The organism is Pseudomonas sp. TWR1-1-4 (assembly GCF_049897165.1).
Taxonomy (GTDB): domain Bacteria; phylum Pseudomonadota; class Gammaproteobacteria; order Pseudomonadales; family Pseudomonadaceae; genus Aquipseudomonas; species Aquipseudomonas canadensis.
Map to the genome: position 1 here is coordinate 384,738 of NZ_JAFCVS010000005.1, position 21,936 is coordinate 406,673.

The 21,936-nt window shown below is 60.1% G+C and carries 21 protein-coding genes; 9 read left to right on the top strand and 12 right to left on the bottom strand.

Features of this window, described 5'->3' with window-relative positions; translation table 11 throughout:
* Positions 1 to 7: 7 nt before the first annotated feature.
* Positions 8 to 709, bottom strand: coding sequence for a fimbria/pilus chaperone family protein (locus ACP7C6_RS17565; RefSeq protein WP_372514818.1), 702 nt, complete (start codon positions 707 to 709; stop codon positions 8 to 10).
* Positions 710 to 839: 130 nt separating this feature from the next.
* Entirely contained in the window at positions 840 to 1,490 is a 651-nt protein-coding gene (locus ACP7C6_RS17570) for a DUF1120 domain-containing protein (RefSeq protein ID WP_028618413.1), read from the bottom strand.
* Positions 1,491 to 1,934: 444 nt separating this feature from the next.
* On the opposite strand from ACP7C6_RS17570, the gene ppx reads away from it, so the two are divergent.
* Positions 1,935 to 3,437 (top strand): exopolyphosphatase, encoded by a 1,503-nt coding sequence (gene ppx, locus ACP7C6_RS17575; protein ID WP_028618414.1) that lies wholly within the window; start codon positions 1,935 to 1,937, stop codon positions 3,435 to 3,437.
* Between the two features lie 220 nt (positions 3,438 to 3,657).
* On the opposite strand, the gene ppk1 is transcribed toward ppx, so the two are convergent.
* Positions 3,658 to 5,880: a polyphosphate kinase 1 gene (gene ppk1, locus ACP7C6_RS17580; RefSeq protein WP_426109043.1), complete on the bottom strand. Its 2,223-nt coding sequence runs from the start codon at positions 5,878 to 5,880 to the stop codon at positions 3,658 to 3,660.
* A gap of 18 nt (positions 5,881 to 5,898) precedes the next feature.
* The gene (gene hemB, locus ACP7C6_RS17585; RefSeq protein WP_068935457.1) at positions 5,899 to 6,912 is read right to left on the bottom strand and encodes a porphobilinogen synthase; all 1,014 of its coding nucleotides are present in this window, start codon (positions 6,910 to 6,912) and stop codon (positions 5,899 to 5,901) included.
* 208 nt (positions 6,913 to 7,120) lie between these two features.
* Here hemB and ACP7C6_RS17590 point away from each other — a divergent pair, with 208 nt between their 5' ends.
* The gene (locus tag ACP7C6_RS17590; RefSeq protein ID WP_033897595.1) at positions 7,121 to 7,756 is read left to right on the top strand and encodes a DedA family protein; all 636 of its coding nucleotides are present in this window, start codon (positions 7,121 to 7,123) and stop codon (positions 7,754 to 7,756) included.
* On the opposite strand, the gene ACP7C6_RS17595 is transcribed toward ACP7C6_RS17590, so the two are convergent.
* Complete coding sequence (locus ACP7C6_RS17595) at positions 7,737 to 8,972, bottom strand: sterol desaturase family protein (protein ID WP_426109044.1); 1,236 nt, start codon at positions 8,970 to 8,972, stop codon at positions 7,737 to 7,739. The genes ACP7C6_RS17590 and ACP7C6_RS17595 overlap by 20 nt on opposite strands.
* A gap of 116 nt (positions 8,973 to 9,088) precedes the next feature.
* Between ACP7C6_RS17595 and elbB the strand changes: the two genes are divergently transcribed.
* Complete coding sequence (gene elbB / locus ACP7C6_RS17600; RefSeq protein ID WP_426109045.1) at positions 9,089 to 9,754, top strand: isoprenoid biosynthesis glyoxalase ElbB; 666 nt, start codon at positions 9,089 to 9,091, stop codon at positions 9,752 to 9,754.
* A 36-nt stretch (positions 9,755 to 9,790) separates the two neighbouring features.
* Here the strand turns inward: elbB and ACP7C6_RS17605 are convergent, their stop codons facing one another.
* Positions 9,791 to 10,246, bottom strand: coding sequence for a YaiI/YqxD family protein (locus ACP7C6_RS17605; RefSeq protein ID WP_426109046.1), 456 nt, complete (start codon positions 10,244 to 10,246; stop codon positions 9,791 to 9,793).
* Position 10,247: 1 nt separating this feature from the next.
* Complete coding sequence (locus ACP7C6_RS17610; protein ID WP_426109047.1) at positions 10,248 to 12,143, bottom strand: FTR1 family protein; 1,896 nt, start codon at positions 12,141 to 12,143, stop codon at positions 10,248 to 10,250.
* 268 nt (positions 12,144 to 12,411) lie between these two features.
* Between ACP7C6_RS17610 and ACP7C6_RS17615 the strand changes: the two genes are divergently transcribed.
* Genes ACP7C6_RS17615 through ACP7C6_RS17630 form a run of 4 tightly spaced genes read left to right on the top strand, consistent with a single transcriptional unit; the run spans position 12,412 to position 15,555 of the window.
* A complete protein-coding gene (locus ACP7C6_RS17615; protein WP_426109048.1) occupies positions 12,412 to 13,806 on the top strand; it encodes a COG3014 family protein in 1,395 nt (464 codons plus the stop codon).
* A gap of 10 nt (positions 13,807 to 13,816) precedes the next feature.
* Positions 13,817 to 14,188: a YcfL family protein gene (locus tag ACP7C6_RS17620; RefSeq protein ID WP_028618423.1), complete on the top strand. Its 372-nt coding sequence runs from the start codon at positions 13,817 to 13,819 to the stop codon at positions 14,186 to 14,188.
* Positions 14,189 to 14,223: 35 nt separating this feature from the next.
* Complete coding sequence (lpoB, locus tag ACP7C6_RS17625; RefSeq protein ID WP_028618424.1) at positions 14,224 to 14,811, top strand: penicillin-binding protein activator LpoB; 588 nt, start codon at positions 14,224 to 14,226, stop codon at positions 14,809 to 14,811.
* A gap of 3 nt (positions 14,812 to 14,814) precedes the next feature.
* The gene (locus tag ACP7C6_RS17630; protein WP_426109049.1) at positions 14,815 to 15,555 is read left to right on the top strand and encodes a penicillin-binding protein activator LpoB; all 741 of its coding nucleotides are present in this window, start codon (positions 14,815 to 14,817) and stop codon (positions 15,553 to 15,555) included.
* Positions 15,556 to 15,646: 91 nt separating this feature from the next.
* Here the strand turns inward: ACP7C6_RS17630 and ACP7C6_RS17635 are convergent, their stop codons facing one another.
* The 3 genes from ACP7C6_RS17635 to ACP7C6_RS17645 form a co-directional block, all read right to left on the bottom strand.
* Positions 15,647 to 16,279 (bottom strand): LysE family transporter, encoded by a 633-nt coding sequence (locus ACP7C6_RS17635; protein WP_028618426.1) that lies wholly within the window; start codon positions 16,277 to 16,279, stop codon positions 15,647 to 15,649.
* An 88-nt stretch (positions 16,280 to 16,367) separates the two neighbouring features.
* Complete coding sequence (locus ACP7C6_RS17640; protein WP_028618427.1) at positions 16,368 to 16,940, bottom strand: mechanosensitive ion channel family protein; 573 nt, start codon at positions 16,938 to 16,940, stop codon at positions 16,368 to 16,370.
* On the bottom strand, positions 16,940 to 18,850 hold the full coding sequence (locus ACP7C6_RS17645; RefSeq protein ID WP_028618428.1) for an ATP-binding cassette domain-containing protein: 1,911 nt from the start codon (positions 18,848 to 18,850) through the stop codon (positions 16,940 to 16,942). The genes ACP7C6_RS17640 and ACP7C6_RS17645 overlap by 1 nt, the downstream gene beginning before the upstream one ends.
* Before the next feature lie 50 nt (positions 18,851 to 18,900).
* Between ACP7C6_RS17645 and ACP7C6_RS17650 the strand changes: the two genes are divergently transcribed.
* Entirely contained in the window at positions 18,901 to 19,368 is a 468-nt protein-coding gene (locus tag ACP7C6_RS17650; protein WP_028618429.1) for a TIGR02444 family protein, read from the top strand.
* On the opposite strand, the gene ACP7C6_RS17655 is transcribed toward ACP7C6_RS17650, so the two are convergent.
* A complete protein-coding gene (locus tag ACP7C6_RS17655; protein ID WP_426109050.1) occupies positions 19,365 to 20,552 on the bottom strand; it encodes an AlgP family protein in 1,188 nt (395 codons plus the stop codon). The two genes, ACP7C6_RS17650 and ACP7C6_RS17655, sit on opposite strands and share 4 nt — an antisense overlap.
* Before the next feature lie 192 nt (positions 20,553 to 20,744).
* Here ACP7C6_RS17655 and ACP7C6_RS17660 point away from each other — a divergent pair, with 192 nt between their 5' ends.
* Entirely contained in the window at positions 20,745 to 21,422 is a 678-nt protein-coding gene (locus tag ACP7C6_RS17660) for an FKBP-type peptidyl-prolyl cis-trans isomerase (RefSeq protein ID WP_028618431.1), read from the top strand.
* Between the two features lie 53 nt (positions 21,423 to 21,475).
* On the opposite strand, the gene ACP7C6_RS17665 is transcribed toward ACP7C6_RS17660, so the two are convergent.
* A complete protein-coding gene (locus ACP7C6_RS17665; protein WP_028618432.1) occupies positions 21,476 to 21,934 on the bottom strand; it encodes an Rsd/AlgQ family anti-sigma factor in 459 nt (152 codons plus the stop codon).
* Positions 21,935 to 21,936 lie beyond the last annotated feature (2 nt).

The following is a 21,936-nucleotide window of genomic DNA, read 5'->3' on the forward strand; positions in this document are numbered from 1 at the left end:
AGGCCCGTCAATCCGCATCAGCCGTAACGGGCGCGCGGTAATTGTCCACCGTAAACCCATAGACCGTGGCCGGATGAATCTCCACGGCCATCACTCTCGCCAGCGAGCCGGCCGACGCGAGCGTCAGCACTTCGCCCGGCAGGATGTAGGTTCGCGGCAACGTTGCCAAGCTTGCCTGCGGGTGCAGTTGTACTTCCATCCCCAGGCGTACGACGTAGGCGCTGTTGTTGTGGACCTTCAACTGATCCCCTTCACGCTTCCAGGTCAGCAACTGCCAGGGCGCATCATGCCTGGGCAAGCCCTTAGGGTGCAGGATCAATGGCAGGCTTTGGCGCAGAGTGATACCAATGGTCGCACCGCCGGGAGCACGTGCCTCGGGGATACCTTCAAATGAAACCCGTTTCAGGCGCTGGGTCTTGAGCGGTTTCTTCGTAGTACTGATGAAGCGCACCAGTTGAGTGTCACCCGCTTCGACCCGAGTAATCGGGGGCGTCACGATCAACAAAGGTTCCAGGTCTTCCGGTATGTTTTGTATGACCGAATGAAGTAACGCAGGGCCAGGGTCCGTATTTTTAACATTAAGTGTCGCCTCACCCTCTTCCTCATTCAGAATGACAACGGTTGTTTCCGGTTGCATTCCGTCCGCTACTGCCATACCACACAAAAAAAGGCACAAGCTTATATAGCGCAACAACGACTTCAGGATTATTGATAGAGCATTCACCGATTTTCCCCACAACCATAAAGTCGAACACCAACAAACGCACACATCAAAACAGCCGACACTTAACAAAGAGAGGTAAGTATCTTTGCGTTCATGTCGGCCATTAATGACGTACTTAGATGTAATCCACTGACAGACTGGTGCGACCATCCAGCGTTACATCACGGGTCAGGTCCAAATCGTTCGTGCGGTTGATAACGGCTTTCACTTCAAGCGTGCCTGTAAGACTGGTGATGGATGCAGGTACCGCAGTGGTACCGCTACGCCACGAATACTGGGCAGGCGATTGGGCGACTTTACCGTCACTGTTCTGCCAGGCCGCCCCCTGGCTGGTGCGCATGATAGGGTTCAGGGCCCCGCTGGACGATTGCAGGTTTTTGAGAGTAACGGAGTACCCACCGGTACGCTTGTTATTGGCGAGTCCCAGGCCGTAGTTCTGCGCCTCGGTGAACCCGGCACCGAGGATGCCTGCCACCTTGCTGGCGGATTTCAGGTCGCTTAGCGCCACTCGAAACTGCGCCGGCGATTGGCCGCAACTGATGTTCAAGCTCACCGTTTTCGCGGCAAGAGGAGTGAAGTTCGTCGGCGACAGGCTTGAGGCGGGAATTGTCTGGTAATCGACGATGCCGCTACCGGCGAGGCTAAGGTTGCAAGCCACCGGTTTGATAGTCCCTCGTACAATCAGTTCAGCAACATCAGCTGCGTGGGCCCCAATACTTGCGGCCAAGCAAAGAGCACCCACTGTCACACCAAGCATTTTTTTCATATTCAACCTGTCATCTGTAATGAGTAGGTGCATTTACGACAGCCGAAAACTCTGACCATAAATAAATAACACCACGGCAAAATTGCCGGATGACAGTCTGTAGCGTTGGCACCTAATTAATGAATCAGAGAACACGCCAATATTTGTGGGAGGCGTAAAAATAAAAAGTGGGCCGAACCTAAGTGCCGAGTAGGTTTAAAGTCAATTCCGACAAGCTATTAATCTCCACGTTGTAGGCAAAGTCGTAAACACCACAACTACAATCAATCGTTAATAACTCCTACAAAGACAACCACCACTTTTCTTTCAACTTAGAAAACCTCCCTACATATCCCCCAAGAATTCCTCATAGACACCCGCAGGAAAATTACCGAAGCCGTACGCGTTGGCACCAAAGGTCGATCGTGGCACGATGGCTGGGTTATCGACCGAGACCCCCTTACCATGCCGCAATCCCAAGCCAAGAATCTGTCCCTGATCGCCGCCATCGACCTGGGCTCCAACAGCTTTCACATGGTCGTGGCCAAGGCCCAGAACGGCGAAATCCGCATCCTTGAGCGGCTCGGCGAGAAAGTACAACTGGCTGCCGGCATCGACGACGAGCGCCAGCTCAATGAAGAGTCCATGCAGCGTGGGCTCGATTGCCTGAAGCGATTTGCCCAGTTGATCAACGGCATGCCCCTGGGTGCCGTGCGAATCGTCGGCACCAACGCGTTGCGCGAAGCCCGCAACCGTGGCGAATTCATACGCCGCGCCGAGGAGATCCTTGGGCATCCCGTCGAAGTCATCTCCGGTCGTGAAGAAGCGCGCCTGATCTATCTAGGCGTGTCCCACACCCTGGCCGACACCCCCGGCAAACGCCTGGTCGCCGACATCGGCGGCGGCAGTACCGAATTCATCATTGGGCAAAGATTCGAGCCCTTGCTGCGCGAAAGCCTGCAGATGGGTTGCGTCAGCTACACCCAACGTTACTTCAAGGACGGCAAGATCACCCCGGCGCGCTACGCCCAGGCCTATACGGCGGCGCGGCTGGAGATCATGAGCATCGAGCACGCCCTGCACCGCCTGACCTGGGACGAAGCCATCGGTTCGTCCGGCACCATCCGCGCCATCGGCCTGGCCCTGAAAGCCGGCGGCCACGGCACTGGCGAAGTAAATGCCGAAGGCCTGGCATGGCTCAAGCGTAAGCTGTTCAAGTTGGGGGACGCCGAGAAAATCGACTTCGACGGTATCAAGCCCGATCGTCGCACCATTTTTCCGGCCGGCCTGGCGATTCTCGAAGCGATCTTCGACGCCCTTGAGCTGCAACGCATGGACCACTGCGATGGCGCACTGCGTGAAGGCGTGCTCTACGACCTATTGGGCCGCCACCACCATGAAGACGTGCGTGAGCGCACGCTCACCTCGTTGATGGAGCGTTACCACGTCGACCTGGAACAAGCCGCCCGTGTGGAGCGCAAAGCCCTGCACGCCTTCGACCAGGTGGCCGAGGACTGGGACCTGGAAGACGGCGTCTGGCGCGAGTTGCTGGGCTGGGCCGCCAAGGTGCATGAAGTGGGCCTGGACATCGCCCACTATCATTACCACAAGCACGGCGCCTACCTGATCGAACACTCGGACCTGGCCGGTTTTTCCCGCGAAGACCAGCAAATGCTCGCCCTGCTGGTGCGCGGCCATCGCCGTAACATCCCCAAGGACAAATTCGCTGAATTCGGTGACGAAGGCATCAAGCTGATCCGCCTGTGTGTGTTGCTGCGCTTTGCGATCCTGTTCCACCACATCCGTGGTACCCAGGAAATGCCCCAGGTGACGCTGCGCGCCGACGGCGACAGCCTGGATGTGGTGTTCCCGAAAGGCTGGCTGGATGAAAACCAGCTGACCCAGGCGGATTTTGCCCAGGAAGCCGAGTGGTTGACGCGGGTGGGGTTCAGCCTGAACCTGCGTTAACCCAATCCAATCGGGGTGGGCTTGCTGTGGTGAGCGGGCTTGTTGTGGTGAGCGGGCTTGCCCCGCGCTGGGCTGCGAAGCAGCCCTAAAACCAAACGCCGCATTCTGCCTGACAGTATGCGGCGTTTTTATTGGGGCGGCTTCGCCACCCAGCGCGGGGCAAGCCCGCTCACCACAACAAGCCCGCTCACCACACAAGCCTGCTCATACAAACCGCTACTCAATTCACAGTCAAAATCGGGCTACCCAGCTTCTCCAACAACGTCGCCTGCGCACTGCGCGGGTTCTGGTTGCCGGTCGGTGTGTTGCGCACGTAGCGGCCGTCCGACTGCAGGCTCCAGCTGTGAGTGTTGTCGGTGAGGTAGCTTTCCAGCTCCTTCTTGACCCGCATGATCAGCTTCTTGCCTTCCACCGGGAAGCACGTTTCTACCCGCTTATCGAGGTTGCGCTCCATCCAGTCGGCACTGGAGAGGAACATCTGCTCTTCGCCGCCGTTGAGGAAGTAGAACACCCGCGTGTGTTCCAGGAAGCGGCCGATGATCGAGCGCACATGGATGTTGTGCGACACCCCGACAATGCCTGGACGCAGGCAGCACATGCCGCGCACCACCAGGTCGATGCGCACACCGGACTGGCTGGCCTTGTACAACGCACGGATGATCTTCGGATCGGTCAGCGAGTTGAACTTGGCGATGATGTGCGCCGGTTTGCCGTCGAGGGCAAACTGGGTTTCGCGGGCAATCATGTCGAGCATGCCCTTTTTCAGAGTGAACGGCGCGTGCAGCAGCTTCTTCATGCGCAAGGTCTTGCCCATGCCGATCAACTGGCTGAACAGCTTGCCGACGTCTTCACACAAGGCATCGTCGGAGGTCAGCAGGCTGTAGTCGGTGTAGAGCTTGGCATTGCCGGCGTGGTAGTTACCGGTACCCAAGTGGGCGTAACGCACGATTTCACCGGCCTCGCGGCGCAGGATCAGCATCATCTTGGCGTGGGTCTTGAAGCCGACCACACCGTAGATCACCACTGCACCGGCCGCTTGCAGACGGCTCGCCAGTTGCAGGTTGGATTCTTCGTCAAAACGCGCACGCAGTTCGATCACCGCCGTGACTTCCTTGCCGTTACGCGCGGCGTCGACCAAGGCGTCGACGATTTCCGAGTTGGCGCCAGAACGGTACAGGGTCTGGCGTACCGCCAATACATGCGGGTCCTTGGCCGCCTGGCGCAGCAGGTCGACCACCGGGGTGAAGGACTCAAACGGGTGCAACAGCAGGATGTCCTGCTTGCTCACCACGCTGAAAATGTTCTCGCTGTTTTGCAGCAGTTTCGGGATCTGCGGCGTGAACGGCGTGTATTGCAACTCCGGATGGCTGTCCAGGCCGGTGATGCTGAACAGGCGCGTCAGGTTGACCGGGCCGTTGACCTGGTACAGCTCGGATTCGGCCAGGTTGAACTGCTTGAGCAGGTAGTCCGACAGGTGTTTCGGGCAGGTGTCGGCCACTTCCAGGCGTACCGCATCGCCGTAGCGCCGCGAGAACAACTCGCCGCGCAGCGCACGGGCCAAGTCTTCGACGTCCTCGGAGTCCAGCGCCAGGTCGGCGTTACGGGTCAGGCGGAACTGGTAGCAACCTTTTACCTTCATGCCCTGGAACAGGTCATCGGCGTGGGCGTGGATCATCGACGAGAGGAATACATAGTTATCGCCAGCGCCCCCCACCTCTTCAGGTACCTTGATGATGCGTGGCAACAGGCGCGGGGCCGGGATAATGGCGAGGCCGGAATCGCGACCGAACGCGTCGATACCTTCCAGCTCGACGATGAAGTTGAGGCTCTTGTTCACCAACAACGGGAACGGATGCGTCGGGTCAAGGCCGATCGGGGTAATGATTGGCGAGATCTCATCACGGAAGTAACGACGCACCCAGGTCTTGATCTTGGTGGTCCAGTGACGGCGACGGATGAAGCGGACCTGATGTTTCTCCAGTTCCGGCAACAGGATGTCGTTGAGGATCGCGTATTGGCGGTCTACATGGCCGTGCACCAGCTCGCTGATGCGCGCCAGGGCCTGATGCGGCTGCAGGCCGTCGGCGCCGGCTTGCTCACGAGCGAAGGTGATTTGCTTCTTGAGGCCGGCGACGCGGATCTCGAAGAACTCGTCCAGGTTGCTGGAGAAAATCAGCAGGAACTTCAGGCGCTCCAGCAGCGGGTAGGACTCATCCAGCGCCTGCTCCAGCACGCGGATGTTGAATTGCAGTTGTGACAGCTCGCGGTGGATGTACAGGCTGCTGTCATCCAGGTTGGTCACCGCCGCCACCGGGGCCGGCACGGGCGGCTCAGCCACCACGGCAGGCGTCGCAGGCTCATGTTCCGGCGGGGTCTCGGTGACTTGTTCAACCACCGGGTGAGCGTCTTTTACGGCAACTTCTGAGAGTCCTTCGGTATTCATTGAATGTTCCTGTGAGGGCTATTGTTGCTCTCTAAGCAATTGGGCGGCGCGGGCGGCGAAGTAGGTCAGAATGCCATCAGCCCCGGCGCGTTTAAAGGCTGTCAGGGATTCTAGGATCACCCCTTCACTCAGCCATCCATTCTGTATTGCAGCCATGTGCATCGCGTACTCGCCGCTGACCTGGTAGACAAACGTCGGCACTTTGAATTCTTCTTTGACCCGGTAAAGGATGTCCAGGTACGGCATCCCCGGCTTGACCATCACCATGTCAGCGCCTTCGGCCAGGTCGGCCGCCACTTCGTGCAGGGCTTCATGGCTGTTGGCCGGGTCCATCTGGTACGAAGCCTTGTTCGCCTTGCCCAGGTTAAGCGCCGAGCCCACCGCATCGCGGAACGGCCCGTAATAGGCGCTGGCGTACTTGGCCGAGTAGGCCATGATCCGCACATTGACGTGACCGGCCAGCTCCAGGGCTTCGCGAATCGCCTGGATGCGGCCGTCCATCATGTCTGACGGCGCAACCACCTGGGCGCCAGCGGCGGCGTGGGACAAGGCTTGCTTGACCAGCGCATCGACGGTGATGTCGTTCTGAACATAGCCGTCTTCGTCCAGAATGCCATCCTGGCCGTGGGTGGTAAACGGGTCCAACGCCACGTCGGTGATCACCCCAAGCTCCGGGAAACGCTCGCGCAGGGCGCGGGTGGCGCGCTGGGCGATCCCTTGAGGGTTCCAGGCTTCGGCAGCATCCAGGGACTTGAGTTCAGACGGCGTGACGGGGAACAGCGCCAACGCCGGAATCCCCAACTCGACCCAACCGGCGGCTTCTTCAAGCAGCAGATCAATGGTCAAACGCTCCACTCCCGGCATCGAAGCCACCGCTTCCCGACGATTTTCCCCGTCCAGCACAAACACCGGCAGGATCAGATCGTTGGTCGTGAGCACGTTTTCACGCACCAGACGGCGAGAGAAATCATCACGACGATTGCGACGCAGACGGGTGGCGGGGAACAGACGATTGGCAGGGGTAAAGCTCACGACAGACTCCTGAGCCCGGGTTCACGGGCGAGCGTTGCAGTTATAAGCGGCCATTATGACGAAGGTATGACAGTTGTGCTTAAGCATGCGACCTGTAGCCGCATTCGTCATTTACGTAGGAATTGTTCACTTCGTGACACATCTCGATACTTTCATGAATCTTCGTGAAGGCGTAGGCTGCGCGTTCATTTCGCCAGCACCCCAGACCATGCTTCAACAATTTCTGCATGACTTCGGCTACTTTGCGCTCTTCCTGGGCACCTTCTTTGAAGGCGAGACCATTTTGGTTCTCGCAGGCTTCCTGGCGTTCCGTGGCTACATGGATATCAACCTGGTGGTGGTCGTTGCCTTTTTCGGCAGCTACGCCGGCGACCAGCTTTGGTATTACATGGGCCGCAAACACGGTCGTAAGTTGTTGGCGCGCAAGCCACGCTGGCAATTGATGGGTGACAAGGCCCTGGAGCATATCCGCAAACACCCGGATATCTGGGTGTTGAGCTTCCGCTTCGTCTACGGGCTGCGCACGGTCATGCCGGTGGCGATCGGCCTGTCCGGCTACCCACCTCTGCGCTACCTGATCCTCAACGGCATTGGTGCCGCGATCTGGGCGTTGGCCCTGGGCGCTGCGGCCTATCACTTCGGCGCGGTGCTGGAAGGTATGTTGGGCAGCATCAAGAAGTACGAACTGTGGGTGTTGGGCGCGTTACTGCTACTGGGCTTCGGCCTGTGGCTGCGCCGCCGCATCAAGAATGCACGCATCGCCCGCGAGGCCTGCGCCGAGGCCAAGGCCCGGCTCGCGGCCGAGCCGGTCCCGGTCGAAACGCCTAAGACACCAGTCGAGTAAACCGGCTTCTACAGCAGTAGAGGCCGATCACGCTGAGCAGGCTGTAGCTCAGCAGGCCCAGCCAGCCCAGGTTGCTGGCGGGCCATAGCCCAACCAACGGCGCCAGCCAGATCAGCGGCACATTCAACACCAGCCGCGAAAGCTCGGCCCTCAGCGCCCAAGGGCGATTCTCCAGGGCCACACCCAAGGTAAACAACCCCAGCGCCATGGCACTCCAACCCAGGATCAGCGCCGCCGTGGGCAAGCCTTCGCCGAAATTCATCAAATAGCTGCCAAAACCCACATACGCCGCGAATTGCAGGGCGATGTAGACCTGCTGGCGACCATCCAGCGGCACTTCGAATTTACGGAACTGGGTCAGGTCATGCTTGGCCAGCGGGTACTTGGCCTTCACGTCGGCCGGGCGCCAACCGGTACGCATGAACCAGATGCGTAACTTGTCCCACCAGCGCTCTGTACGTCGCGCATCACTCCACAACTGCGCATAAAACTGCAGGTTGGCCCACAGCGGATTCCAGCTGGCCAACGGCGTGGTCACGCCGAAAATCACCGGTTCGTTGTCGTCCTCTTCCTGGAAGGTGCCGAACAGCCGGTCCCAAATAATGAACACCCCGCCGTAGTTGCGATCCATGTAGAGAGCGTTCTGTGCATGGTGGGCCCGATGATTGGACGGCGTGACGAAAAACCATTCATACCAGCCGAGCTTGGGCACATGCCGGGTGTGCACCCAGAATTGATAGAGCAAATTGAGCGATGCCACGCTGATAAACACCACCAATGGCACGCCGAGTACGGCCAGAGGCAGGTAGAAGATCCAGCTCAGCAGGAAGCCGGTGCTGGTCTGGCGCAGGGCGGTGCTGAGGTTGTAGTCCTCACTCTGGTGATGCACCGAGTGCGCGGCCCACAGGATGTTGCGTTCATGGCCCATGCGATGCAGCCAGTAGTAGCAGAAGTCGTAGAACACAAAGGCGAATACCCAGGTCCAGACGCTTTGGGCCGGGAGATCAATCAATGCAAGATGTTTGAGAGCGAACGCGTAGGTCAAAATCCCTACACCCTTGGTCAACAGCCCTGTGGTGGTAGACAGCACGCCGGTGCTGAGGCTGTTGATGGCATCCGCCACCCGGTAGTTGCGCTCGCCGCGCCAGCGGTCAGCAAGCAGCTCTACCACGATCAAGGCGATGAAAAACGGTACCGCGTAAGGCACGAAGTCCATGGTCTGGTCCGGTCTGATTTTGTTACATCAAGATTAGGTGCAGCGACACGAGATCCCATTGGCAACAGATGACAAATTAGTAGACATTTAACGCCAAGACCCCAGGAGAAATGCCCATGAGCAAAAAGATTGCAGTGATCCTTTCCGGCTGCGGCGTGTACGACGGCGCAGAGATCCACGAAAGCGTGATCACCTTGCTGCGCCTGGACCAGCGCGGCGCTCAGGTCCAATGTTTTGCCCCCAACATTGCGCAACTGCATGTCATCAACCACCTCACCGGCGAAGAAATGCACGAGTCGCGCAACGTACTGGTGGAGTCGGCCCGAATTGCCCGCGGTGATGTGAAAGACATCCGCGAAGCCAATGCCGAAGATTTTGATGCGCTGATCGTGCCCGGCGGGTTTGGCGCGGCGAAGAATCTGTCGAACTTTGCCGTGGAAGGCGCAGGCTGCAGCGTCAACCCACAGGTGCTGGAGCTGGCCGAGGCCTTTGCCGAAGCGGGCAAGCCGGTGGGGCTGATCTGCATCTCACCGGCCCTGGCGGCGAAGATCTATGGCCCGGGCGTGACCTGCACCATCGGTAACTGCGCCGACACCGCCGCCGCACTGGACAAGATGGGCGCTACCCACCAAGAGTGCACGGTGGAAGATATCGTCGAGGACAAGGCGCGCAAACTGGTGAGCACGCCGGCCTATATGCTTGGCAAGAGCATCAGCGAGGTCGCTTCGGGGATCAACAAGCTGGTGGACCGGGTGTTGGAACTCACCCACGAAAACGACTGATCACCAATGCTGGCGAGGAGTCTCCCTCGCCACAGGTCAGGGTTGGCGCATCAGGCGCGTGAGGATTCGGTCCAGGGCATTGGCAAACGCCTGCTTTTCTTTTTCACCGTGAGGCGGTGGTCCCCCACCCATCTGGCCCTGTTCACGCAGATCCGTGAACAGGTTACGCACCGCCAGGCGTTCGCTCATGTTCGCCGGGCTGAACTCCTTGCCCCGTGGATCGAGGACGGTGACGCCCTTTTTCACCAGGCGGTCGGCCAAGGGCACGTCGCTGCAGATCACCAACTCACCAGGCAGCGCGTGCTCTACGAGGTAGTCATCCGCCGCGTCCGGGCCGCTGGGCACCACAATCAGCTTCACACACGCAAAGCTCGGCTTGATCTGGCTTTGCCCGGCCACCAGCACCACCTCGAACTGACGCTTGAGGGCGAACTTCACCACTTGGTCCTTGGCTGCCCGAGGGCAGGCGTCGGCATCGATCCACACGCGCATGTCAGGCCGCCACTCGGCGTTTCTCGGCCAACCGACTGCGACCATACAGCACCACAATCGCCAGGATCGCCACAGCCTGCGCACTCAGCGAGTACGCATCGGCGTGGATGCCCAACCAGTCGAAGTCAAAGAACGCCACCGGCCGCGTACCGAAGATGCCGGCTTCCTGCAACGCCTTCACGCCATGCCCGGCGAACACCACCGACAGCGCACACAGCAACGCCGCATTGATACCGAAGAACAGCGCCAGCGGCAGCTTGGCCGAACCGCGCAGAATCGCCCACGCCAGGCCCACCAGCAGCACCAGCGCCGTCGCACCGCCCGCCAGCACGGCGTTGTGTCCAGCCGGGCCGGCTTGCAGCCACAGGGTTTCGTAAAACAGGATCACCTCGAACAGCTCGCGGTACACCGAGAAAAACGCCAGCATCGCAAAGCCGAAACGCCCACCGCCGCCTACCAGGCTGCTCTTGATGTAGTCCTGCCAGGCGGCCGCGTGGCGGCGGTCGTGCATCCACACGCCGAGCCACAGCACCATCACACTGGCAAACAGCGCCGTGCAGCCTTCAAGCAATTCACGCTGGGCGCCGCTCACGTCAATCACATACGCGGCCAACGCCCAGGTGGCGAGACCCGCCAACAGCGCCAGGCCCCAGCCCACGTTGACGCTACGCACCGCCGACTGCTGGCCGGTGTTGCGCAGGAACGCGAGGATCGCGGCGAGCACCAGAATGGCTTCCAGGCCTTCACGCAGCAGGATCAGCAGGCCCGAGATGTAGCTCAGAGACCAACTCAGGCCATCGCTGCCCAGCAGGCCGGCGGATTCGGTGAGTTTGCCTTTGGCCACATCCAGGCGCTGCTGCACCTGCTCGACCGGCAAACCGTCCTGCAACGACTGCCGGTAGGCCATCAGCGCCTTCTCGGTGTCCTTACGCACGTTGGCGTCGACGTTATCCAAAGAGCTTTCCACCAGCTCGAAGCCTTCCAGGTAGGCGGCTACCGACAGGTCGTAGGCCTGTTCGTGGTCTCCGTTGCGGAACGCGGCCAGGCTCTTGTCGAGGGTGGTGGCGGTGTAGTCGAGTAGCTGCGCCGGGCCACGCTTGACCTGCGGCGGTTGCGCACGCTGGGCGCGGAATGTCGTAGCGGCAGCTACACCGTCGGCGGCCAGGACTTCGTTCGGAGTCTGGCGCGCCAGGTCGGCGAGGTTGAACGGTTGCTCGCTTTTCGCCGCGGCCGGGTCGGCGGTGAAGCCGGCGATGTAGGTGGCCAGGTCCCAGCGCTGACGGTCGTCCAGTTGATCAGCGAAGGACGGCATATCGGTGCCTTCGACGCCCAGGCCAAGAGTGTTGTAGATCGCATAGAGGCTCAAGCGGTCCAGGCGCACAGGGTCGCGCAGATTGGCCGGTGGCGGCGTCATACCGACGCTGGCCGGGCCATCACCGGCGCCCGCGGTGCCGTGGCACACCGAGCAATGCTGGGCGTAGAGCGGCGCACCTCGCGTTGGATCAGGGGTGATTGCCGGGGCCTGGCTGACTTCATAGGCCACGGCCAGTTGGGCACCCAATTGGCGGGCTTGCCGAGCAACCGTTGCGCCGTCCTGATGGGCAGTTACAGCCGCTAACAGTTCATCGACACCTTTGACCAACGCCGCGCGCTCCGGGCGCTGAGGCAACTCTGCCACCAGCCCTTGCAACACCCCGAGAAACTCCACCTGTTCGCGGTATTCGGATTCATCGATAACCTTGCCCGCCTCCACCGTCGGAGGATAGTCAGCGCCAATGTAGTCCAGCAAATGCAGGGCTTGTGGCGCGCCCTCGGCTGTCGCAGCCAGCAGGTTGAAGCTGCACGACATCAACGCCGGCAGCATCAGCCAGGCGAGAAAACGGAAGGGGGCAGTCATGAACGAATCTCAAATGGAAATACGAAGTAACACATTGTTAGGGCTTAAGGGATTTGACTCAAGGCGTAAGTGATTTGTCGTTGGTAAAAGCGAAGCATTTTTAGAAGCGGACTGGTGGCGCATTGGGCGACTTCGTCGGGCAAATAGCCATTGTTTTGCCAGTAATGGTGCTTATAATGCCGCGCCCTGTTAGTGCGAAAGGGAATTTCGTTCCTCGTTTTTATGAGGAATTACCACATCGGTTACTACTTTCAGGGAAGAAGGCTGCATGGCATTTCGCGCTTTACCTTTGCTTGCGCTCTCGGCGGTAACGTTGTTGTCGGGCTGTTCGATGTTCCGCAGCTATGACACCGAGTTGCAGGCTACCAATCAGCAATTGGCCACCGGGAATGTCGACGCGGCGTTGACGCTGTTGGAGAAGAACAACAGCGGTGAAGACAAAGACTTGCTCTATTTCTTCGAGAAGGGTGAGTTGCTGCGGGCCAAGGGTGATTTGACGGGGAGTCAGACCGCGTGGCGCAGTGCTGATTTGCAGGTCTACAAATGGGAAGAGACGGTCAAGTTCGACAGCGCCAAATACCTGGCCCAGTTCGGCAGTTTCCTCGCCAACGACAAGGTGCGGCGCTACGAAGGCTATGACTACGAGAAGGTCATGCTGACCACGCAGATGGCCCTGAACCTGCTGGCCTTGAACGACTTCGATGGCGCGCGCACCGAGATCAAGAAGACCCACGAACGCGAAGCGGTGATCGCGGACCTGCGGGATAAGGAATACCTCAAGCGCGAGGACGAAGCCGAGCGTGAAGGCGTGACCACCCAGATGAAAGACCTGCGCGGCTATCCGGTAGCAGCCCTCGACGCGCCGGAAGTGGTCGGTCTGAAGAACAGTTACCAGAGTGCGTTCAGCCATTACCTGGCCGGTTTCGTCTACGAAGCCCTGGGCGAAAAAGATCTGGCGGCCCCCGGTTACCGTAAGGCGGCTGAGTTGCGCCCCAACACACTATTACTTGAACAGGCCTTGCTGGACCTGGACAAATCCAAGGTCGGTGCCGATGAAACCGACGTGCTGATCGTGGTGCAGAGCGGTCTGGCGCCGGCCCGCGATTCGATTCGCCTGCCGATTCCGATCCCGATCAACGGCAACCTGGTGATCACCCCGCTGTCGTTCCCGGTGATCAAGGCCGACACGTCCACCGCGACCTTCGCCCAGATCGGCGTCGACGGCCAGCAACGGAACCTCACGGCACTCAACAGCACTACGGCCATGTCCCGCCGTGCCCTGCGCGATGACATGCCGGGGATCATCCTGCGTACCACGGTGCGTGCGGTCAGCCGTGGCGTGGCGCAAAACAACCTGAACAAGACCAACCCCATGGCGGGCCTGGTGCTGGGTATCGCCTCGGCGGTCACCGAAGGTGCCGACACCCGCACCTGGCGCACCCTGCCGAACATGACCCAGGTGACGCGCCTGCGCCTCAAGCACGGCGAGCATCAAGTCAGCCTGCCCAACGCCCTGGGCGGCACCTTGGTGACGGTCAAGGCTGACCAGCGTTACCAGGTGATCACGCTGCGTGTGGTGGGTAACCAGGTATTCGCTGGTGGCCTGGCCGCTCATGTGGTGCCGAGCACCGCCAACCAGGCCATCGCCCTCAAACAACCTTAAGGAGCACGCTATGCGTCATTTTATCCTCGGCGCCTTGGCGCTGGTCCTGCTGGCCGGCTGCGCCACCCCGCCACCCCCGGAGCCTGGCAGCGCCGCAAGCAAAATCGTGGTGATGGGCAAATTCAAAGGCATCGCCGTCGGCGCCATCCGCGTTGCGCGCGAGAACGGCTTCCTCACCGCCAAGGTGCAGTTGAGCAATATCACCAGCAGCAACCAGACGATGTATTACCGCTTCGCCTGGCTAGGCGCCGACGGCTTCCCGGTAGGCGACGAAGAAACCTGGAAAGTGCTGAGCCTGTACGCCAACCAGGCGACCTTCCTGCCGGCCATTGCCAACCTGCCCCAGGCGGCGGACTTCCGCCTTGAAGTGAAGACGCCTTGAGCCGTTCCCCTTTTACGTTTCAGAGAGAATTCCCCATGTTTGCACGCTTCTCGATGCTCGCTGTCGTTGCCCTGCTGGCCAGCGGCTGCTCCAACACCTCGCCCGTACTGGGCAGCAAGAACATCAGCTACGGCGATACCAAGGCCGTAGAAACAGTCACCAACGAGTTCGGCTCCACCGACCTGCAGATGATCGCCGAAAGCATGACCCGCTCCCTCGCCCAATCCGGCATCTTGCAGGGTCGCCCGGTGGTGCAGGTGTATGACGTGAAGAACAAGACCAGCGAGTACATCGACACTCGCGAGATCACCACGTCGATCAAGACCCAGTTGATGAAGACCGGCACCGCCCGCTTCGCCAGCGACAACACCGACATGCAGAGCCAGGTCGACCAGCTCAAGCTGCAGAACCAGAGCGGCCTGTACAAGAAGTCGACCGTCAGCAAGACCGGCAACATGGTCGCCGCCAAGTACCGCCTGGAAGGCTCCATCAGCTCCATCGTCAAACGCAGCTCGGACTACAAGGACGTGTTCTACAAATTCAGCCTGCAACTGGTGGACGTCGAGAGCGGCCTGGCCGAATGGATGGACGAAAAAGAAATTCGCAAGACCACGGAGCGCTAAGCAATGCGTGCATGGATCGGCATGATCGGCCTGTTGTGCGCCTTTGGCGCCTCGGCCGCCCCGAAGATCGCGGTGACCGACCTGGCCTACGAGGCGCGGGTCGAGGAATACATCCACCAGGTATCGGCCAGCAACAACTTCCAGGCAAGCAGCCACCACGCCAGCGGTGCGTCGAACTACAGCGAGTACGAAAGCCGTACCAGCTATATCGAACAGACCGAGCTGCGCAAATTCAGCGGTGACATCAAGGGCGAGATCCTCAAGTCGCGTCAGTTCCAGCTGGTACAGGGCACGCCCTACACCGCCGATGCCAAGGGTGACGTCTACGACGTGATCAAGCGCATCAAGGCCGGTAACTTCAAGGGCGCCGACTATGTACTGTTCGGCACCCTGTCGGACATCGACTTCACCCAGGACATCAACGCCCTGGACCACACCAACAGCTACTCGGCCGTACTGGGCCTGACGTTGGTGGCGGATTTCAGCCTGATCAATACGCGCACCTACGAGATCACCTCGGCGTTCACCGCCATGGGTGAAGGCCAGGACACCAAGCTGGTGAACAGCCGCGATGTACGCGTGAGCCTGAACCGGCCGCGTGTGGTGAAGGAAGTATCGAAAGCACTGGGTGAGGATGTGGCGCGGCAGTTGGCGGAACAGTTGGGTGGCGGGTATCAAGACCCCGGCAAGCCGCCGCTACGCAACAACCTGCCAAGGGATGAAGCACCGAAGATTTTGCGCTGAGCCTAGAACTCACTGCCAACACAAAACCAATGTGGGAGCGAGCAAGCCCGCTCCCACATTTTTGATTCGGTTTCTTCAGTTGGCGTGCGGTTTACGCCGTTGCGCGATGCAAGCTGGCCAGGAAACCCGCAGCGCCGACAAATAACCCGGCAAACGTACGGTTCATGCGTTTCTGCTGCTTAGGCGTGCGCAACAGGCGCAACACCTTCGACGCCAACCCCGTATACCCCGCCATCACCACCATGTCGACGCAGATCATCGTTGCACCCAAGATCAGGTACTGGATCAGCAGCGGCGCCTGCGGGTTCACGAACTGTGGCAGCACCGCCAGCATGAACACCAAAGCCTTGGGGTTGCTGGCATTGACCAGAAAACCACGGAACATCATCGCCATCGGCTTACCGATCGGGCGCACAGCGGCGTCATCGGTCATGTCCATGGGCAAGGCGCGCCATTGCTTGATGGCCAGGTACACCAGGTACGCCACGCCAAACCATTTGATCGCATAGAACGCGGTGGAAGATGTCGCCAGGATGGCACCCAGGCCGCAAGCGACGACGGCAATTTGCATCGCCAGCCCCAGTTGCAGGCCGATGGCGTTCCAGTAGCCGCGCAGGAAGCCGTATTGCAGGCCGCTGGACATCGAAGCGATGGCGCCGGCGCCGGGGGAAAGGGAGATGATCCAACTGGCCAGGAAAAAGGCCAGCCACGTATCAAGTGCCATTGCACACCTCAAGAGGGAGTTTGCTGTTGTGCCTTAAGCTAACTCCGCCGACCAAAGGCTGGCTATAGTTTTTTACAAGATGTGAATACTAGCGGTCGCCCGGAAACACGTGAGTACCGGGCCAACGCCGCACAGAGCGCTGAAAGAACAGGCTGTTGGGCACTTGAACCATTGCGCTGTCGGTACCGGCCTCTGCCACTTCGACCAGCGTGGTGTAGAGCAGGTTGATCGCCACGACCCGCCCCTTCACCCCCGGTTTGTCGACGGTATCCACCAACTCGACGATATCGCCCAGGCGAAACGGCCCGACGGTGAAGATCAGAATGGCGCACAGCAGGTTGGACAGTACCGACCACATGGCGAAGAACGCCACAGCGGCAACCGCGACAAACCCCGACAACGCCGTCCACAACACCGTGGCGGACACACCCAGGCGCCCCAGCACAAAGATCAGCGCACTGCCCATGATCAGCCAGCGCAGACCACCGCGCAGCGGCATCAGCAGCTGCGGCGGGAACGGGTAACGCTCACCCAGCCGGGTCAGGCCTTTGGCGACAAAACGCTGGGCAAGGTAACCCGCCAGCAGGATCAGCAGGATTTGCACGCCAACCCACACGGGCTCGACCCACTGCGTCGGTATCGGCAACTGCAACGCTTCCATCAGGACAGCGCCTCCAGCTCCGCTTGCAGGGTTTCGAGCAATTCGAGGGCTTCCATCCAGGTCTCCTCCAATTGCCCTTCACGCACCTTGAGCTTGGCCTGTTCGGCCAGCAGGTCGCGCAACTCATCCTTGCGGGCGGCCTCGTAGACGGCGCTGTCGCCGAGGCTGGCTTCGATCTTGGCCAGGCGCTCATGCACCTTGCCCAACTCGGCTTCCAGCTTGTCAGCCTCACGCTTGTGCGGCGCCAGTTGCTGACGCAACGCGGCGGCGGCTTGGCGCTGGGCCTTTTTGTCGGTCTTGTCCGGGTTGACCGGGGTGTTGCTGACCGGCGCGTTGCGCAGGCGGTAGTCCGTCAGCCAGCGCGCGTAGTCGTCCAGGTCGCCGTCGAATTCCTCGACTTTGCCGTCCGCCACCAGCAGGAAGTTATCCGTGGTGCTTTTGAGCAAATGGCGATCGTGAGACACCACCAGTACCGCGCCGCTGAACTCCTGCAGCGCCATGGTCAGCGCCAGGCGCATTTCCAAGTCCAGGTGGTTGGTCGGTTCGTCGAGCAGCAGCAGGTTCGGACGGTCCCAGGCGATCAATGCCAGGGCCAGGCGGGCTTTTTCGCCGCCGGAGAAGTTCAGCACCGGCTCGTCGATGCGCGCGCCACGGAAGTCGAAACCGCCGAGGAAGTCGCGCAGGGTCTGCTCGCGCTCGGTCGGCGCCAGGCGCTGCAGGTGCAGCAACGGGCTGGCCTTGGAATCGAGAGAGTCCAGCTGATGCTGGGCGAAGTAACCCACCACCGTGTTCTCGCCTCGGGTCAGTCGGCCGGCCAGGGGCGAAAGCTCACCGGACAGGTTCTTGATCAGCGTCGACTTACCCGCGCCGTTGGGGCCAAGCAAACCGATGCGCGCACCCGGCGTGAGCTGCAGCTTCACTTTTTCCAGGATGGTTTTGTCGCCGTAACCCAGGCGCGCATCGGAAAGATCCAGCAACGGGCTGGAGATCTTCACCGATTCGCGGAACACGAAGTCGAACGGCGAATCGACATGGGCCGCCGACAACTCCTCCATGCGCTCCAGGGCCTTGATCCGGCTTTGGGCCTGGCGGGCCTTGGTGGCCTGGGCCTTGAAGCGGGCGATGTAGCTTTCCATATGCGCACGCTGCGCCTGTTGCTTCTCGAACGCTTGCTGCTGCTGGGCCAAGCGTTCGGCACGGGCACGTTCGAACGCGGTGTAGCCGCCACGGTAGAGGGTGATTTTCTTCTGTTCGACGTGGGCGATGTTGTCGACCACGGCGTCAAGGAAATCCCGGTCGTGGGAAATCAGCAGCAAGGTGCCCTGGTAACTTTTGAGGAAGTCTTCCAGCCACAGGATCGCATCGAGGTCCAAGTGGTTGGTCGGTTCGTCGAGCAGCAACAGGTCCGAGGGGCACATCAAGGCCTGGGCCAGGTTAAGGCGCATGCGCCAGCCGCCGGAGAAGTCAGCAACCGGGCGGTCCATCTGTTCGTTGGTAAAGCCAAGGCCGGCGAGCATTTTGCGGGCGCGGGCGTCGGCGGTGTAGCCGTCGGCACTGTCGAGTTCCGAGTGCAGGCGGGCCTGGGCGGCGCCGTCCTGGGCTTTCTCGGCCTCGGCCAGGTCGTGTTGCACCTGGCGCAGGCGCAGGTCGCCATCGAGCACGTAGTCGATCGCGATACGGTCCAGGGTGTCGATCTCCTGGCGCATATGGGCGATGCGCCAGTCGGCCGGCAGCAAGCAGTCCCCGGAATCCGGGGTCAGCTCACCCAGCAACAGGGCGAACAACGTGGATTTGCCGGCGCCGTTGGCACCGATCAGGCCGGCTTTGTGACCGGCGTGCAGGGTCAGCTCGGCGTCTTCGAGAAGACGTTGCGGGCCACGCTGTAATGTTAGGCTTTGAAGTCGGATCATAATGGCGGCGGAGTCTACCAGCTTCGTTGGCCGCTGGCTTGGGTGTGAATATGTACGCTGACCTGTGGAGCTTTGCCCTCTCGACTTACGCCCGCCCAGGGTGCGAAGCCGCTTGCCTGCGTTTGCAGGCGCAAGGTGCAGACGTGTGCCTGTTGCTGTGTGGCGCGTGGCTGGAACAGCGTGCGGTGACAGTAACCGCCGAACGCATACAGGCGCTGAAGCACATCGCCAGGCCTTGGCAGACAGACGTGATCGAACCGCTAAGACGGGTGCGCACACAATGGCGCGCCATGGCGCAGCAGGATGAGGATTTGGCTGGGTTGCGCGAGCGAGTCAAGGCCCTGGAGCTGGACGCCGAACGGCAGTTGCTGGGGCGCCTGGAAGCGTTGGCGCAAACATGGCCTATAGGGAATGCGATAGATCAACTGCACTGGCTGGAAGGACTGGCAGCTGAGGATGCCGCCAACCTTGACCACGACGCGCTGCAGCAGCTGCGCGTCGTGGTCACCAACGCTTAAGAAGCGCTGGTTGGAGTGGTGCTTGGCGCTACCGGGGCAGTCGCGCTGCTGGCCGGTGCAGTTGGAGCGGTGGACGCTACCGGGGCAGCAGCAGGCGTTGCTGGCTTGGCCGGTGCTGGTTTTGCGGCAGTTGGCTTGGCAATGGCTGGCTTCGCAGCGGGTTTTGCAGCGGCAGGTTTAGCAGCTGGCTTCGCGGCTGGTTTCGCAGCAGCAGGTTTAGCGGCTGGCTTGGCGGCCGGTTTTGCAGCAGCAGGTTTAGCAACTGGCTTAGCGGCTGGTTTCGCAGCAGCAGGTTTAGCAACTGGCTTAGCGGCAGGTTTCGCAGCAGCAGTTTTGGCAGCTGGCTTGGCGGCTGGTTTCGCAGCAGCAGTTTTGGCAGCTGGCTTGGCGGCTGGTTTCGCAGCAGCAGTTTTGGCAGCTGGCTTGGCGGCTGGTTTCACAGCAGCAGTTTTGGCAGCTGGCTTGGCGGCTGGTTTCGCAGCAGCGGTTTTAGCAGCTGGCTTGGCGGCTGGTTTCGCAGCAGCGGTTTTAGCAGCTGGCTTGGCGGCTGGTTTCGCAGCAGCGGTTTTAGCAGCTGGCTTGGCGGCTGGTTTCGCAGCAGCGGTTTTGGCCGCTGGCTTGGCGGCTGGTTTCGCAGCAGCGGCTTTGGCAGCTGGCTTGGCGGCTGGTTTCACAGCAGCAGTTTTGGCAGCAGGTTTTGCCACAGCTTTAGCAGGTGCCTTGGCAGCAACAGCCTTGCTCGCTGGCTTTTTCGACGCGCTCGCTGCAACCGCTTTTGCAGGGGTACGAGCACCCAGCACTTTAGCCACAGCTTCCTTCACACGACCAACGCCCTGGGCCAGTTTCAGGCTTTCCTGGGCATCTTTTTTCAGTTGGGAAATGTAGGCGCGGGTTTCAGCTTGGCGATCCTTGAGGGCGTCCAGCAGGTCCTCAAGTTCTTTGACAGCGTCTTTGGCTTTGGCTTGTGCCTTGGCCTTGCCGGCAGTGGCGGCGTCTTGCAGTTTGGTGCGGGATTTGTGCAGCTTTTCTTGCGCTTTACCGCGTTGTTTTTCCAGCTTGGCGAGCAGTTTTTCTGCATCGGCCAGAGCTTGGGAACAAGCGCTTTCCAGATGTTCGAGCAAGCTGCCCGAGAGTTGTTGGAGTAAGTGCAACGGGGTATTAACAGGCTTCTGTTTGGCCGACATGGTTTACCTCCTGGCTGACGTGGGTGCGGCTCATACTAGCCCTCTGCTCTTACCGCCGCTAGGGCATGTTGACAGTATCGTTTGCCTTGCGTTGCACCGTGTGAAAATTCTTATCGATATAACGAAAATACACGGCACTTTTTGCGCCTTCACACTGGCATAATCCGTCGCACTTTCGGCGGGAGAATGCCCATGTCGCGTTACCTTTTTCTTGTGCTGGGCTTGGCGGTTTCGGTGGCCAATGCAAGCGATCAATTGCCGACAAAAAACACTGATCAGAATCAGCATGACCTCGCCTACAGCCTGGGCGCCAGCCTTGGTGAACGCCTGCGCCAGGAGGTCCCCGACCTGCAAATCCAGGCGCTGATCGAAGGCCTCAAACAAGCCTACCAAGGCAAACCCTTGGCGCTGGACAACGCTCGCATCGAACAGATTCTCGCCCAGCACGAAGCACAAAACGAAGCCGACGCACAGGCGCCTCAAAGCGAAAAAGCACTCGCGGCCGAACAACAATTCCTGAGCAAAGAAAAAGCGGTAAAAGGCGTGCGTGAATTGGCGGATGGAATCCTGCTCACCGAACTCACCTCTGGCACAGGTGAAAAACCCAAAGCCAGCGACCAGGTCCAAGTGAAATACGTGGGGCGGTTACCCGATGGCACGGTGTTCGACCAGAGCACACAACCACAATGGTTTCGCCTGAACAGTGTGATCAGCGGCTGGAGCATTGCGCTGCAACAGATGCCGGTGGGGGCGAAATGGCGGCTGGTGATTCCATCGGCCCAGGCCTATGGCGCGGATGGCGCCGGCGAATTGATTCCGCCTTACACGCCATTGGTGTTCGAGATCGAATTGCTCGGAACGCGTTCCTGATCCAATAAAAAACGGTGCGTCATGCGCACCGTTTTTTGTATGGCTATCGAGGGTCAGGCCTGAGTGGCAGGCTCTTCCTTGTGGGCGTTGTGCAGCACTTCGATCAGGCAGTCTTCCAATTCGAAACGCTCGTGAAGCAGTGCGCCCAATTCTTTGAATTTCTCTGCAACACATTGCCCGGCATCACACAGGTCGGTGAACGCCAGCAGCTTCTCGGTAATGGCATCGATGCGCGGGTAAAGGGTCTCAGCCAATTCCAGGCCACGCTGATCGTCGAAGGCTTCCGCTTCCTTGGTCAGCTGTTCGTAGACGCCGAAATGGCCGGCTGACACGTAGTCCACCAACACACCGCAAAAATCCTGCAACGGTTCACGGTTCTGCGCCAGTGCCTCGGGCTTGGCGCCGAGCGCATCAAAGGCCCGAACCAGTTCGTGACGTGCCTTCAGCCAGCTGTCGATCAGCTTGTGCACCCCACCCCAGCGTTCCTGAGCATTCTGACAACTTTCCAGCATGA